General features: G+C 71.2%; 14 protein-coding genes. 8 read left to right on the forward strand and 6 right to left on the reverse strand.

What is annotated here, in order from left to right; all coding sequences use genetic code 11:
- A partial coding sequence (locus tag QRN26_RS09990; protein ID WP_285036410.1) for a DEAD/DEAH box helicase occupies positions 1 to 1813 on the forward strand: 1813 nt, incomplete at its 5' end.
- A gap of 95 nt (positions 1814 to 1908) precedes the next feature.
- On the opposite strand, the gene QRN26_RS09995 is transcribed toward QRN26_RS09990, so the two are convergent.
- A complete protein-coding gene (locus QRN26_RS09995; RefSeq protein WP_285036411.1) occupies positions 1909 to 3426 on the reverse strand; it encodes a carboxylesterase/lipase family protein in 1518 nt (505 codons plus the stop codon).
- 98 nt (positions 3427 to 3524) lie between these two features.
- On the opposite strand from QRN26_RS09995, the gene QRN26_RS10000 reads away from it, so the two are divergent.
- Positions 3525 to 3944, forward strand: a complete 420-nt coding sequence (locus tag QRN26_RS10000) for a GNAT family acetyltransferase (RefSeq protein WP_285036412.1) — start codon at positions 3525 to 3527, stop codon at positions 3942 to 3944.
- Positions 3945 to 4012: 68 nt separating this feature from the next.
- On the opposite strand, the gene QRN26_RS10005 is transcribed toward QRN26_RS10000, so the two are convergent.
- The gene (locus tag QRN26_RS10005) at positions 4013 to 5104 is read right to left on the reverse strand and encodes an Rv2578c family radical SAM protein (protein ID WP_285036413.1); all 1092 of its coding nucleotides are present in this window, start codon (positions 5102 to 5104) and stop codon (positions 4013 to 4015) included.
- 63 nt (positions 5105 to 5167) lie between these two features.
- Here QRN26_RS10005 and QRN26_RS10010 point away from each other — a divergent pair, with 63 nt between their 5' ends.
- A complete protein-coding gene (locus tag QRN26_RS10010) occupies positions 5168 to 5647 on the forward strand; it encodes a GNAT family N-acetyltransferase (protein WP_285036414.1) in 480 nt (159 codons plus the stop codon).
- A 45-nt stretch (positions 5648 to 5692) separates the two neighbouring features.
- Here QRN26_RS10010 and QRN26_RS10015 read toward each other — a convergent pair whose 3' ends face one another.
- The 4 genes from QRN26_RS10015 to QRN26_RS10030 all read right to left on the reverse strand — a co-directional run bounded on the left by QRN26_RS10015 (position 5693) and on the right by QRN26_RS10030 (position 9917).
- Positions 5693 to 6526 carry an energy-coupling factor transporter transmembrane component T gene (locus tag QRN26_RS10015; protein ID WP_285036415.1) on the reverse strand — a complete coding sequence of 278 codons (834 nt, stop codon included), beginning with the start codon at positions 6524 to 6526 and terminating at the stop codon, positions 5693 to 5695.
- Positions 6523 to 8226, reverse strand: coding sequence for an ABC transporter ATP-binding protein (locus tag QRN26_RS10020; RefSeq protein ID WP_285036416.1), 1704 nt, complete (start codon positions 8224 to 8226; stop codon positions 6523 to 6525). Before QRN26_RS10020 ends, QRN26_RS10015 begins: the two co-directional genes overlap by 4 nt.
- Before the next feature lie 45 nt (positions 8227 to 8271).
- The gene (locus QRN26_RS10025) at positions 8272 to 8853 is read right to left on the reverse strand and encodes an ECF transporter S component (protein WP_056008617.1); all 582 of its coding nucleotides are present in this window, start codon (positions 8851 to 8853) and stop codon (positions 8272 to 8274) included.
- 113 nt (positions 8854 to 8966) lie between these two features.
- Positions 8967 to 9917, reverse strand: coding sequence for a pirin family protein (locus QRN26_RS10030; RefSeq protein WP_056008614.1), 951 nt, complete (start codon positions 9915 to 9917; stop codon positions 8967 to 8969).
- A 117-nt stretch (positions 9918 to 10034) separates the two neighbouring features.
- On the opposite strand from QRN26_RS10030, the gene QRN26_RS10035 reads away from it, so the two are divergent.
- From QRN26_RS10035 to QRN26_RS10055, 5 genes are all read left to right on the forward strand, one after another.
- Positions 10035 to 11153 carry an AI-2E family transporter gene (locus tag QRN26_RS10035; protein WP_056008611.1) on the forward strand — a complete coding sequence of 373 codons (1119 nt, stop codon included), beginning with the start codon at positions 10035 to 10037 and terminating at the stop codon, positions 11151 to 11153.
- A 47-nt stretch (positions 11154 to 11200) separates the two neighbouring features.
- A complete protein-coding gene (locus QRN26_RS10040) occupies positions 11201 to 11635 on the forward strand; it encodes a hypothetical protein (RefSeq protein ID WP_157579835.1) in 435 nt (144 codons plus the stop codon).
- A gap of 74 nt (positions 11636 to 11709) precedes the next feature.
- Complete coding sequence (locus tag QRN26_RS10045; RefSeq protein WP_285036417.1) at positions 11710 to 12324, forward strand: hypothetical protein; 615 nt, start codon at positions 11710 to 11712, stop codon at positions 12322 to 12324.
- A 144-nt stretch (positions 12325 to 12468) separates the two neighbouring features.
- Positions 12469 to 13236: a YcnI family copper-binding membrane protein gene (locus QRN26_RS10050; RefSeq protein ID WP_056779052.1), complete on the forward strand. Its 768-nt coding sequence runs from the start codon at positions 12469 to 12471 to the stop codon at positions 13234 to 13236.
- Entirely contained in the window at positions 13236 to 13922 is a 687-nt protein-coding gene (locus QRN26_RS10055; protein WP_285036418.1) for a copper resistance protein CopC, read from the forward strand. Before QRN26_RS10050 ends, QRN26_RS10055 begins: the two co-directional genes overlap by 1 nt.
- Positions 13923 to 13973 lie beyond the last annotated feature (51 nt).

The following is a 13973-nucleotide window of genomic DNA, read 5'->3' on the forward strand; positions in this document are numbered from 1 at the left end:
CGACCGGAACGAGCGTCCTGCGTACAACCGTGGCGAGCGGACCGAGCGTCCGTCGTACGGCGACCGGAACGAGCGTCCTGCGTACAACCGTGGTGACGACCGCAACGAGCGTCCGTCCTCCGGCGACCGGAACGAGCGTCCGTCGTACAACCGTGGTGAGCGGACCGAGCGTCCGTCGTATGGCGACCGGAACGAGCGTCCGTCGTACAACCGTGGTGAGCGGACCGAGCGTCCGTCCTCCGGCGACCGCAACGAGCGTCCGTCGTACAACCGTGGCGAGCGCACGGAGCGTCCGTCCTACGGCGACCGCCCCGCACGCCAGGGAGACCCCCGTCAGGCGAGCCGCACGGACCGCCCCGCACGTTCCTTCGACGACCGTCCGAAGCGCAGCTTCGAGGAGCGTCCCGCACGTTCGTACGACGACCGTCCGAAGCGCAGCTTCGAAGAGCGTCCGGCCCGTTCGTCCGACGACCGCCCCAAGCGTTCGTTCGACGACCGCCCGAAGCGCAGCTTCGACGATCGCGGCACCTCCGACGCGAGCCGCGGCAGCGACTACTACCCGAAGCGCGATGCCGGCTCGTACACGCCCCAGGACGACGTGGTGCTCGAGCGCCTCGAGGCCGACGCCATCCAGGCCGCCGACGTCGAGGGTGTGACCTTCGAGAGCCTCGGCCTCGGTGGCAACATCGTCCGTGCGCTCGCCGAGCTCGGCGCCGCCAGCCCGTTCCCGATCCAGGCGGCGACCATCCCGGACGTCATCGCGGGTCGCGACGTGCTCGGCCGTGGCCGCACCGGCTCCGGCAAGACCATCGCGTTCGGTGCTCCGCTCGTCGAGAAGCTCATGGAGAACGGCGGCGGCAAGAACCGCAAGCCGGGTCGCAAGCCCCGTGCACTGATCCTCGCCCCGACCCGTGAGCTCGCGCTCCAGATCGACCGCACCGTGCAGCCCATCGCGCGCGCCGTCGGCCTCTTCACCACGCAGATCTACGGTGGTGTCCCGCAGGGCCGCCAGGTCGGCGCACTGCAGCGTGGCGTCGACATCATCGTCGGCACCCCCGGCCGCATCGAGGACCTCATCGAGCAGGGTCGCCTCGACCTCTCGCAGGTCACCGTGACCGTCCTCGACGAGGCCGACCACATGTGCGACCTCGGGTTCCTCGAGCCGGTGCAGCGCATCCTGCGTCGCACCTCGCCCGACGGCCAGAAGCTGCTCTTCTCCGCCACCCTCGACAAGGGCGTCGCAGCCCTCGTCAACGAGTTCCTCCCGAACCCGTCCGTGCACGAGGTCGCAGGCGAGGACCAGGCGTCCTCGACCATCGACCACCGGGTCCTCGTGGTGGAGCACAAGGGCAAGGACCGCCTCATCGAGGAGCTCGTGAACCGCACCGAGAAGACCCTCGTGTTCGCTCGCACCCGTGCGTACGCCGAGCGGCTCGCGGAGCAGCTGGGTATGGCGGGCATCCCCGCCGTCTCGCTCCACGGTGACCTCAACCAGGCGCGCCGCACGCGCAACCTGGAGAAGCTCACCTCCGGTCGGGTCAACGTGCTCGTGGCGACCGACGTCGCTGCCCGCGGCATCCACGTCGACGACATCACGCTCGTCGTCCAGGCCGACGCCCCGGACGAGTACAAGACGTACCTGCACCGCGCGGGTCGCACCGGTCGTGCCGGCAAGATCGGTCGTGTCGTGACGATCATCCCGAAGGCCCGTCGCCGACGGATGACGGAGATGCTCGACCGTGCCGAGATCGAGGCCGCGTTCGACGATGCAGCCCCCGGTGACCAGCTCGTCGAGGACATCGCCACCGCGTAGTCCTTCACTTGCAACAGAACGCCCGTCGAGCTCACGCTCGGCGGGCGTTCTGCGTGTCCGGTGGGTCTGCGGTTCCGACCGCCGGGAGCGGACCGCTACCGCGTGAGGGCCGCGCGCTCGTCGTCGCGCGGCGCGAGGACGACGGCGTCGTCGACCCCGTCGAAGGTCCGGACCGGGCGGGTGGAGTCCCACCGCTGCCAGCCGGGATCGCCGGTCGTTGCGAAGGCGACCCAGGCGTCGTGCATCGCGGTCGCGAGGGACTGCGGTGCGTCGCGACCGGCCATCCGGATCGACTCCGCGGAGTCGATCCGGTCGAACACGAAGCCGATCTCCATCGCGTGCGCGGCTCCGAGTGCCCCGTTGCCCGCTTCGCCGACGGGGCTCCGCCAGGCGAACTCGTACACCCAGGTGTCCGCCCCGGCAGCGGCTCGGGCGTCGGCCACCCGGTTCACCGGGACGCGCAGTAGGACGTCGGTCGCGATCGCACCGAGGATCTCGCCGGTGGACGCCTTCGGGCGGTTCCGGCGGAACGTGCGGACCGTCGCTGCGGAGATGCCGAGCTTCAAGCGCGCCGCCAGCAGGTGGACGCGCTTGATCGTGGGGAGGAGCCCGGCCGGCACGAGCCACAACCGGTACTCCTCGGTGGTGCTGCCGATCAGGACGGGGATCCCCGCCGCCTGCCCGGCGAGCAGGGCGTCGATCGGGCTGCTCGGGACGAGCGCGGTGTCCGTCGCGACGGCGAACCCCGCGCCGCCGTTCAGCGGGTTGCCGCCAGCCATGACCCGTTCCTGGGCGGCCACGAGCCCCTCGGGTGGAATGCGCCGGAAGCCGGCGCGGGTGGCCGGTACCCCCAGGTCCTTCGCCATGAGCTTGGTGATGCGGCCGGCGCGCTCACGCGTCTGCGCCTCGAGCGGACCGCTCTGGACGATCGCCCGTCGCATGACCGCGGCGGCGTCCGGGTGGGCGAGGAGCGTCGCGACCGATGCGCCGCCCGCCGACTCGCCGAACACCGTCACCTGGTCGGGGTCGCCGCCGAAGTGGGCGATCTCGTCCTGCACCCACGTCAGGGCGGCCAGCTGGTCCGCGATGCCGAGGTTCAGCGGGACGTCGTCGAGCACCGAGAACCCCTCCGAACCGAGACGGTAGTTGACGGACACGAAGACGACCCCGTCACGGGCGAACGCGGTGCCGTCGTAGGAGTCGAGCGCGTTCGAGCCGTGGACGAACGAGCCGCCGTGGATCCACACCATCACCGGGAGCGCCCCGTCCGCAGCCCCGGCGGGTGCCCACACGTTGACGTTCAGGATCTCGTTGCCGGGCACCGAGACGGTGGCGAAGAGTTCGCCGACCGCGCCGGAGTACGGGGCCTGTGGCGCGGTGGCTCCCGGGCGGGTCGCGTCGCGTGGCTCGTCCCACGGTTCGACGGGCTGGGGGAGTCGGAACCGGTCGTCGCCGAACGGAGCCGCCGCATACGGGATGCCGAGGAACCGGGAGGTTCCGGCCTTGGTGCGTCCGGTAACGGGGCCGCTCCCCGTGTGCACGGTGACGGGTGTCGATCCGTTCGTCGGCAGGGTCTCGTCGCCGGTCGGTTCCAGCGCAGGGTCGATGCTCATTCGGGTCCGTTCGTCGATGCTCGGGTGACCAACTGTATCGACGGCGCTCGCAGGCGAGCCTGTGCATCGGGCGAGAGGCGGTGCGCGAGACTGGATCGATGCAGATCCGTCCGTTCACCCGATCCGACACCGACGCCGTCATCGCCCTTTGGCACGAGGTCGGCCTCACCCGACCCTGGAACGACCCCGCGGCGGACATCGAGCGCAAGCTGACGACGCAGCCCGAGCTGTTCCTCGTCGCTGAGGAGGCCGGCGCCGTGATCGGGGCGGCGATGGTCGGGTACGACGGCCACCGCGGGTGGGTGCACTACCTCGCGGTCTCGCCGGACCAGCAGGGCGGCGGCCTCGGACGCGTCCTCATGGAGGAGGCCGAGCGTCTGCTCATCGAGCTCGGGTGCCCGAAGATCAACCTCATGGTCCGCACGGGCAACGACCGCGTGATCGGGTTCTATGAGGCGCTCGGGTACGGCACCGACGAGGTCGCCCTCCTCAGCAAGCGACTCATCCCCGACGTCTGACGCCGGTTCATTCGCCCATGTTCGGGCGAATGGGCGTTCGCTCGCCCGAACATGGGCGAATGAACGGCTCAGAACAGGGTCGGTTGGACCTGGAGGCCGGTGGTGACGAACTCCGGTGCGCGCTTGCGCAGTTCGGCCCGCTCCCCGTACCCGTCGCGCAGCATGCCGAGCGCCGACGAGCGGACACCCCCGGTGGCCGGGTCCTCGGTTCCTCGCTCGAGCCCGTGGTCGCGGATCATCGGCCGGATGCGGGCCGCGAGCCACTTCCGGTACTCCTTCGGGGCGTAGACGCCGTCGGCGTACATCGAGGTGTACCGGTCGACGAGTTCCGGGTGCTCCTTCGACAGCCACTGCATGAACCACGGCTTGACGCCGGCCTTCAGGTACAGCGTCGAGAAGAGGACCGTGCTCGCGCCGGCCTCACGGATGCGCGACAGGGCGAGGTCGAGGTGCTCGACGGTGTCTGTGAGGTACGGGAGGATCGGCATCATGAACACCCCGACGTCGAACCCGAGATCGCTCGCTGCGCGGACGGTCGCGAGTCGGGCCGCCGCCGTCGGGGTGCCGGGTTCGATCGACTGCTGCAGCTCGTCGTCGAAGATGGCGATCGACATGGCGAGGTCGACGGGCACGCGCTGGGCGACCTCGGCGAGCAGCGGCAGGTCGCGCCGGAGCAGCGTGCCCTTCGTGAGGATGGAGAACGGCGTCCCCGAGTCGGCGAGGGCGTTGATGATCCCCGGCATGAGTCGGTACTTGCCCTCGGCGCGCTGATACGGGTCGGTGTTCGTCCCGAGCGCCACGGGGTGCCGCCCCCAACTCGCCTTCGCGAGCTCCTTCCGGAGCACCTCGGCGACGTTCACCTTCACGATGAGCTGCGAGTCGAAGTCCTTCCCCGCATCGAGATCCAGATAGCCATGGCTCGGCCGGGCGAAGCAGTACACGCAGGCATGCGAGCATCCCCGGTAGGGGTTGATCGTCCACCCGAACGGCATCACCGACTGTCCGGGAACCCGGTTGAGGGCTGATTTCGCGAGCACCTCGTGGAAGGTGATCCCGGCGAACTCCGGCGTCTGGACGCTGCGCACGAGGTTGTTCAACTTGGCGAGGCCGGGCAGCGCCGACGTCGCTTCGACTCCGAGTTCCTGTCCGCTCCACCGCATGCATCCATTAGAACATACGTTCGATCATGCGACATCGCCCGAGACGATGAGAGACTGACATCGATGACCATCCACACGGCACGGACGACACTCGAACCCATCTCCCCGGCGCTTGCCCGACGGATCGTCGAACGTGACGAGCGGGACGGCGATGCATGGCATCCGCAGTATCCGCTCGCCGACGAACTGGGTCCACTCCGAGGCCACGCCGCATCGACCGATCACGATCCGGTGTTCACGCTCTACCTCGTCCGCGACGCCGCGGGACTGGCCGTCGGAGGGTTCGGCTTCTTCGGCCCGCCTGACAGCACCGGTGCGGTCGAATTCGGCTACGGCCTCATCCCGGCGGCCCGTGGCGTCGGGCTGGCGACGGAGGTCGTCGTCGCGGCCCTCGCCGCCGCGAGAGCGCACGGCGCGTCACGGGCGATCGCCGACACCGACGTCGCGAACACCGCCTCGCAGCGCGTCCTCCTGAAGGCGGGCCTCGCCGAGGTGCGGCGCTCCGGCTCGACGGTCTGCTTCGCCGGTGAGCTCCGCCCCTGAGTGCCGGGCCGTCGACGGGATGGCCCCGCCAGGGTGCTCAGCGGTTCACCCGCGGGTGACCGGACCAGGGCCGGCGGTGAGACTCCACCAGACGATGGTGGCGCTCACGAGCCAGAAGAGGATCATGAAGATCCAGTCGCGCGCGCGGAACGGGACACGGTACCGCTCCGTCCGCGTCCGATGGGCCCCGAAGGCGCGCGAGTCCATGGCGAGGGCGACCCGCTCCGCGTGCCGGATCGCCCCGGCGAGCAGCGGCACGACGTACCCGGCAGTGCGGCGGACGGCGGCGATCGGACCGCGCCCCTCGGCCATCCCGCGAACCCGGTGCGCCGAACGGATGACCTCGAGTTCATGGCCGAACCGCGGCACGAACCGGTAGGCCGCGAGTGCCGTGTACCCGATCCGGTACGGCACGTGCAGCTGCTGGATCATCGCGCGGACCACATCCGGTCCGGTGGAGGTGAGGCCGCCGATGAGTGCCAGGACGAGCAGGCTCGCCAGCCGCAGCGCCGTCGCGAGTCCGACGAGCAGCGCCCCGAGGAAGAAGCGGTAGTCGCCGATCTGGAACAGGAGGACGGACTGGTCGACCTTGCCCGGGTCGGTCCACAGGCCGAAGCTGAACGACATGATCCCGACGACGACCGGGAGCCCGACGAACAGGAGGAGCGCGACCGGTCTCGTCAGTCGAGCACCGATGAGGATGATCGCGACGGCCAGGGCGATGCAGAGCGTCGGTGTCAGGAGGTCCCTCGTGAACGCGAGCACCGCCATCACCGGGAGGGGTGCACCGAGCTTCGCGAGCGGGTTCAAGCGGTACAGGAACCGGTTCGCCGGGTGCGTCCCGTTCGTCGCGTACGGGTCGATCGACGTCGTGCTCACGGGGCGTCCGTCCCCGGCAGATCGGCGAGCCGCGAGAGACGCCGCCACTCGGGGTGGTGTTCCAGCGCGCGCATGGCCCTCGCGAGCGGCGGCGCACGCAGGCCGGACCGCTGGATGAGGTCGTCGTCGGCGAGGACGGCGCCGGTCGGGCCATGGGCCAGGAGTCGCCCGTCGGCCATCACCGCGACGTGGGTGGCGTGGTCCGCGACGAGCTGGAGGTCGTGGGTCACGACGATGACCGTCGTGCCCTGGGTGTTGAGCTCGGCGAGGAGGTCGAGGAGTTCGTTCGCCCGCGCGCGGTCCTGCCCGAACGTCGGCTCGTCGAGCGCGAGCACCGGGGCTCCGGCAATGAGTGCGCTCCCGACGGACAACCGCCGCTTCTGACCGCCCGACAGGAGGAACGGGTGCACCTCACGCGCCGACTCGAGCCCGAAGCGGCGCAGCAGCTCGGTGACGCGACGCTCGACCTCCGGCTCGTCGACGCCCCGGATCCGCAGGCCGTGCGCGAGTTCGTCGTGGACGGTGTGGGTGATGAACTGGTGCTCGGGGTTCTGGAAGACGAACCCGATCTGCGCGGCGACCGTGCGCACGTCGCTCCGGCCGGGGTCGACCCCGCCGACGTCGATGCGGCCTCGAGGGGGTTGGACGACGCCCGCGATCGCTTGGAGCAGGGTCGTCTTGCCGGCGCCGTTCGTGCCGATGACGGCGAGGAAGTCGCCGGTGTCGACCTCGAGGCTCACCTCGTGCAGGATCCGCGTCCGGTGTCGCCCCCTCCCGCGCTCGACGCTGAGGCGGTCGACACGCACGGCGACGGGCCGGTCGGCGCCGATGTGTGCCGCGACGGCGGTGGGTGGTGCCGGTAGCTCGATCGCGTCGAGGGCGGCGGTCAGCTCGTCGGGTGTCAGGGGGAGGCTCGGCAGGAGGACACCCGCCTCCTGCAGGCGCAGCGCGGCGAGGGTGGCGACCGGCAGCCAGACGCCCATCTCGAGGAGCTCCGTGACATGGCCGACGAGGACCTCGCGGGTCGGCCCGTCGAACCGGAGACGGCCGTCGCGGTCGAGGACGACGACGCGGTCGACGAGGTCGATGGCGGCGTCGAGGTTGTGCTCGACGAGCAGGATCGCGTGGTCACCCCGGGAACCGTCCAGCGCGGAGACGAGGGACCGGAGGGCGGCGTAGACCTCCTCGATGCCCGCCGGATCGAGGTTGGCCGTCGGTTCGTCGAGGACGAGCAGCTCGCCACCCATGGCCAGGGCGCAGGCGATGGCGAGGCGCTGCCGGCCGCCGCCCGAGAGGCGGTCGGGGTTCTCGGTCCGCCGTTCCCAGAGCCCGACCTGCCGCAGCGCGCGCTCGGCTCTGGCCAGGACGTCCTCGACGGGGAGCAGGAGGTTCTCCGGTCCGAAGCACACCTCGTCGAGCACCGAACCGGTGACGATCTGCGCGTCCGGATCCTGGAAGACCATCGAGACGTGCTCGCTCAGCTGGGCGACGGTCGCATCCACGGTGTCGAGGCCGGCGGTGACCACGGTGCCCTCGAGTTCGGCCGGGAGCGCGTGGGGGATGAGGCCGTTGAGGGCGAGGGCGAGCGTCGACTTCCCGGACCCGCTCGGTCCGAGGAGGAGCACCACCTCGCCCGGCGCGATCCCGAACGAGACGTCGTCCGGGGTCCACAGCTCCCGGTCGTCATGACGGATGCGCACCCGTCGGACCAGGGTGGCGGGCTGCGCCGGTGGAGCGACGTCCACTCAGGCCCGCGTGTCGACGGATCCGCGGCCGCGCTGCACCGGCTTGGCGATGGACCGCCCGACCCCTGCCCTGGCGAGCGCTGCGGCCACGCCGCGTCCGGCCGCGGTGAACGCGATCGGGCTGAGCACGAACAGGGCGATGTAGACGGCCTGTGCGACCGGGGTGAAGTGGTCGATGCCCAGGACGACGAGCACCGAGGCGGCGAACACGATCCCGGCGATCCCGGCGGCGAGATAGAAGACCCACGAACGCCACACGCGGTACCGGGACACGGCGAAGGGGATCTCCTGGAGGAGGCCGATGGCGAGGCCGGTGCCGAAGTAGCGGAAGAACCACTGCGGGCTGAACGCCGCGGAGACGAGGCCGGCGGTGAGGCCGGTCATGAGCGCCACGCCGCCTCGGCGCAGCAGTGCCTGTGCAACGACGCCCGGCAGGAAGTAGACACCGATGATGAGGCCGTAGAGCACCGGCGCGGTGGCGGAGATCGTGCCCCCGACGTACCCGGAGACGACGAAGACGAGGCCGCCCCCGACGCCGATCGCGGCGCAGGTCAGCAGCAGTCGCGTACTCAGACGTTGCATGAGCCCACCTTCACGAGCAGCCGATCTCCTGAGGACAGCCTATCCTCCCTTGGCCGGGCGGACGGCCGACGGATGTGGTCCGGATCGGGATGGTGAGCACCGTCCGGGAGGGATCAGATCGACCGCCGACGCGGGGTCAGCCGGACGTTCGGCAGCGGCGGGGCCGGGATGCGCTCGACCCCGTGACCGGCCACCGAGCCGAACCTCGGCGAACCGGCCTCCCAGTCCGCCCGCGCGGTCTCGATGTCCTCGTGGCTCCGACCGACGAAGTTCCACCACATGACGAGTTCCTCGGGGAACGGTGTCCCGCCGAGGAGGACGAATCGGGCACCGCTGCCACTGTTGAGGCTGAGGTGGTCGCGACCCGGCTCGAGGTAGAGCAGCGGACCGGAGGTGAGGTCGATGCCGTCCACCTCGAGCGCACCGTCGATCACGAGGACACCGTGCTCGAAGGCGGGGTCGACCGGCAGGGTCACCGCTGCACCGGGGTCGAGGACGACGTCGGCGCCGAGGAGCGGCGAGTGCACGGTCGCGGTGGACGTCGCGCCACCGAGCGTGCCGATGAGGACCGTCGCGCGGAGACCGGTTGCGGTGTGGACGGGCAGGTCCCGGTGCTGCTCGAACGCCGCCGGGACCGAGGAGGCATGCTCGGGGAGGGCGACCCAGAGCTGGAGGCCGTGCATCTCGTCCTCCTCCTCGCCGACGGAGAACTCGGAGTGGGAGACCCCGAGACCGCTCGTCATGAGGTTCAACTCACCCGGGCGGACGACCACGTCGCTGCCGACGCTGTCCCGGTGCCGGATGTCGCCGGCCAGCGGCCAGGTCACGGTCTGCAGGCCGGTGTGCGGGTGCGGCAGGACCCGCATCCGCGCGCGGTCCTCGTCGAAGCGGTCGAGGAAGCACCAGGCGCCGATCATCGGCAGCTCGCGCTGGGGGAGGGTGCGGTGGACGCTCAGGCCTCGGACGCCGCCGAGGGGGACCTCACGTGCCTCGAGCAGCCGCGTGCCCGAGCTGTCGGGCGCGTGGCAGACGCTGGGTACCGGATCGGCGTCGAGTCTCGTCATGAGCGCCTCCTTATCACGGCCAACGCTACTCCGCTCGGTCTGCCGCGGTCCTCGCCGACGTGCTTGACTGGGCGACGGGGCCGCTCCGGTCCCGTCGCTCCCGAGATTGGGGATCCCATGGGCCTGTTCGACAAGCACGACGGTACGCCCGAGCCGCTCGCACGAGGGCTCTGGCACGACCGCATCGGCACGTTCGCGACCCGGAGTGTCCAGACGCTCGCCATCGTCGCCGTCGCCGCGCTGATCGTCTTCGCGCTGACCCAGCTCTCCCTCGTGATGATCCCCGTCGTCATCGCCCTCATCCTCGCGTCCGCGATCTACCCGCTCATGCGGTGGATGCGGTCGAAGGGCCTCCCGTCGATCCTCGCCACCTGGATCGCCCTCGTCTCGATCCTCGTCGTCCTCGGCGGCATCGGCTGGCTCATCGTCTGGGCCGTCCGCAGCCAGTGGGACGACCTCGTCGACTCCGCCTCGAAGGGCTTCGGGCAGCTGCAGGACTGGCTCGGCACCCTGCCGTTCGACATCGACGAGAAGCAGATCGAGGACGCCAAGCAGACCGCGGTCGACTTCCTCACCTCGAGCCAGTTCGGCAGCGGGGCGCTCGCCGGGGTCTCGGCGACGGCGAGCTTCCTCACCGGGCTCGTCCTCATGATCGTCGTGCTGTTCTTCTTCCTCAAGGACGGGCCGCGGCTCTGGGAGTTCCTGCTCCGCCCCTTCACCGGGGCCGCGTACGACCGCGCCAAGCGCGTCGGCGGCAAGACGGTCGACACGCTCGGCGGCTATGTGCGCGGTACCGCGACGATCGCGGCCGTCGATGCGCTCGGCATCGGCATCGGCCTCGCGATCATCGGCGTCCCGCTCGCGCTGCCGCTGAGCGTCATCGTGTTCCTCACCGCCTTCATCCCGATCGTCGGTGCGACCGCCGCCGGCATCCTCGCGGCGCTCGTCGCGCTCGTGGCCAACGGTCCGGTGGCCGCGCTCATCGTCGTCGGTGTGGTCGTCCTGGTGAACCAGCTCGAGGGCAACTTCCTGCAGCCCGTCGTCATGGCGCGTTCGCTCAAGCTGCACGCCCTCGTCGTCCTCCTCGCCTTGACGGCCGGCACCATCCTCGGCGGCATCGTCGGGGCGGTCCTCGCGGTCCCGATCGCCGCGGTCGCCTGGGGCATCGTCGGCGTCTGGAACGGTCCGGACCAGCCGGCGGAACCCATGCGACAGAAGCGCCCGGAGTCGGTCTGAGTCGAGCGGTCGCCGGCGCACCCGGAGTCGCCGGATAGCATGTGAGCGTGGACACCCACGACCTCCTCGGCCTCGTGTTCGAGGTCTTCACCTGGATCGGCTTCGGATGCGCCGTCGTCGTGCTCCTCGCCATGCTCATCGCCAGGGCGGCGGACGGCAGCTGGATCGAGACGCACGGCGTCATCGTCGACGGACCGGTCGATCCGGAGCGCCCCGAGGGGACGGCCGGCCGGGAGGTCCGCTGGATGACGGAGGCCGCGGAGCTGTACTCCCGTCCCGTCTCCGACGCGGAGTTCGACGCGCTCCGCGACCCGGAGGAACCGAACGTCTTCTACGCCCGGCGCGAGCCGTCCCGTGCACGGTTCACGCGGAGCGCCGACCACGCGAAGGCGCTCCGGCTGCTGTTCTGGGTGAGCTTCGGCATCGGCGTGGCCTGCTCCGTCGCGTCGATCGTCCTGCTGTTCGTGGCCGACGCGGCCTGAGCGCGACCATCGCTCGGGTAGTCTGGGAGTCCGAGCGTCGACACCTGGTCCGCTCGTTCTCCCGGAGGCCTGGCATGACGGAACGGTGGGCTCGAGTCGCCCGCGGCACCGCCGCAGCGGCCTTCGCCACCTTCGCCGCCGCGCTCTCGCACACGATCGGCGGGGCCGCGGCACCGTCCGCGTTCGTGCTCCTCGTCGGCGGCACGTTCGCCGTCCTCGTCTGCGTGCTGCTCGCCGGCCGACGCATCACCGTTCCGGGGATCGTCGCCTCCGTGCTCGTGAGCCAGCTCGGCTACCACGCGCTCTTCACCCTCGTCCCGAGCACCGTCAGCGCGACGGTGGCCTCGGGCGGCGGATCCAGTGCCGGCTCGTGGCACCGGCACCAGGTCGTCGAGCTGGCGGCCGGCGGAGGCATCACCATGCACAGCCACGGCGCCACCGCCATGTGGGTGGCCCACCTCGTCGCCGCCGTCGCCACGATCACGGCCATCCTCTTCGCCGAGCGCGCGACCCGCGCGGCGCTCGCGGCCTTGACGGTCCGGCTGCTCGCACGTCGCGCCGCCCCGGTCCACCTCGTCCCGGCGCCTCGGCGGGTGCAGTGGGTCCGCGTCAACGAGCGCCCGCGCAACCTCGGCGTCATCCTGCTCCACCTGCGTCACCGCGGTCCTCCGGCGTTCGCCACCGCCTGACCGCCGCGCCACCGTCCGACACGGACGGGTGCTGTGCGCGGCGTGGTCGGCCATCCGCATCGCAGTACCCATCGGCGCGCCCGCCCAGGCGTCGCCCCATCCGTCTCCGCAGGCTCGACGCCGCGGAGCAGTCGACAGGACATCATGAACGCAACGACCCCCCGCCCCACCTTCCGCAAGCCCGCCGCCCTCGGCGCGATCGCCATCGGCGCCGGAGCACTCCTCGCCGTGGGAGCGCCGCTCGCCGCCAGCGCCCACGTGAGCGTCACGCCCACCTCGACCGCCGCCGGTTCCTACACGGTGCTGAGCTTCGCCGTCGGTCACGGCTGCGACGGTTCGCCCACCACGAGCCTCTCCTTCGAGATCCCCGAGGAGATCAACGCCGTGACGCCGACGGTCAACCCGAACTGGACCATCGACAAGCAGATGGCCCCGCTCGCGAAGCCCATCACCGACAGCCACGGCGAGCAGCTCGCCGAACGTGTCGGCACCGTCGTCTACACGGCCAAGACGCCGCTCGCCGACGGCTACCGCGACACCGTCTCCTTCCAGGTCCAGCTGCCGGCCGACGCGGAGGGGAAGACCCTCGTGTTCCCGGTGACGCAGACGTGTGAGGTCGGCCAGACCGACTGGACCGACGTCGCGAAGGACGGCCAGACCGAGGACGACCTCGAGTCGCCCGCACCGGTCGTCGTCGTCACGGCCGCCGAGGCCGGCGACCACCACGGCGCGGCTGCCACGGACGACGACGGCGACGGTGACCACACCGAGGCCGCTGCCGCCTCCGACGCCGGCACCACCGACGTCCTGGGACGCGTGCTCGGCATCGCCGGGCTCGTCGTCGGTGCCGCCGGCATCGTGATCGCCGCGTCCGCGCGTCGCGCGGCGTCCGACGCGAAGCGCCAGGCCTGATGACGACGGCCCGTCGCCGCCGCCTCGTCGGCTCCGTCGCCACCGCGTTCCTCGCGGCGGCGGCGGTGTTCGCCGTCGCCGGTCCGGCTGCAGCGCACAACACCATCGTCTCGACGAGCCCCGCCGAGGGATCGACGGTCACCGAGCAGCCGGAGCAGGTCGTCATCACGACGAACGACAACCTGCTCGACCTCGGCGAGGCGGGTCAGTCCAATCAGATCCAGGTGACCGGCCCCGGCGACGAGCAGCTCCAATACGGCACGGCGTGTGCGGCAGTCAACGGACCGGCGCTCGTCATGCCGATGCAGCTCGGCGAGGCCGGGGAGTACACGGTCGTGTGGCAGCTCGTGTCGACGGACGGGCATCCGTTGTCGGGGAGCTACACCTTCCAGTGGGCACCGGCCGAGGGTCAGGAGCTCGCCGCCGGCAGCTCGGAGCCGGCGTGCGCGACGAGCGGTGCCTCGTCCGTCGGGCCGTCGTCGGCTGCGGGTGGCGCAGGTGATGGCGACACCGCCACACCGGCCACCGGTGGTCTGAGCGGCGACGTCTGGTGGGTGGTCGGCGCGATCGGTGTCGTCCTGGTGGCCGGCATCGGCGTGCTCCTCGTGACCCGTCGCAAGCCGGAGCCGGACGACCAGACCTCGGTGTCGGGCGGTTCCGGCTCGGAAGGTCCTCCCACCTCCTGATCGTCCTCCGCACCACGACGGCCCCGCCGGCATCCACTGCCGGCGGGGCCG

Origin of the sequence: Plantibacter sp. ME-Dv--P-095, from assembly GCF_030209365.1 — a bacterium.
Classification (GTDB): domain Bacteria; phylum Actinomycetota; class Actinomycetes; order Actinomycetales; family Microbacteriaceae; genus Plantibacter.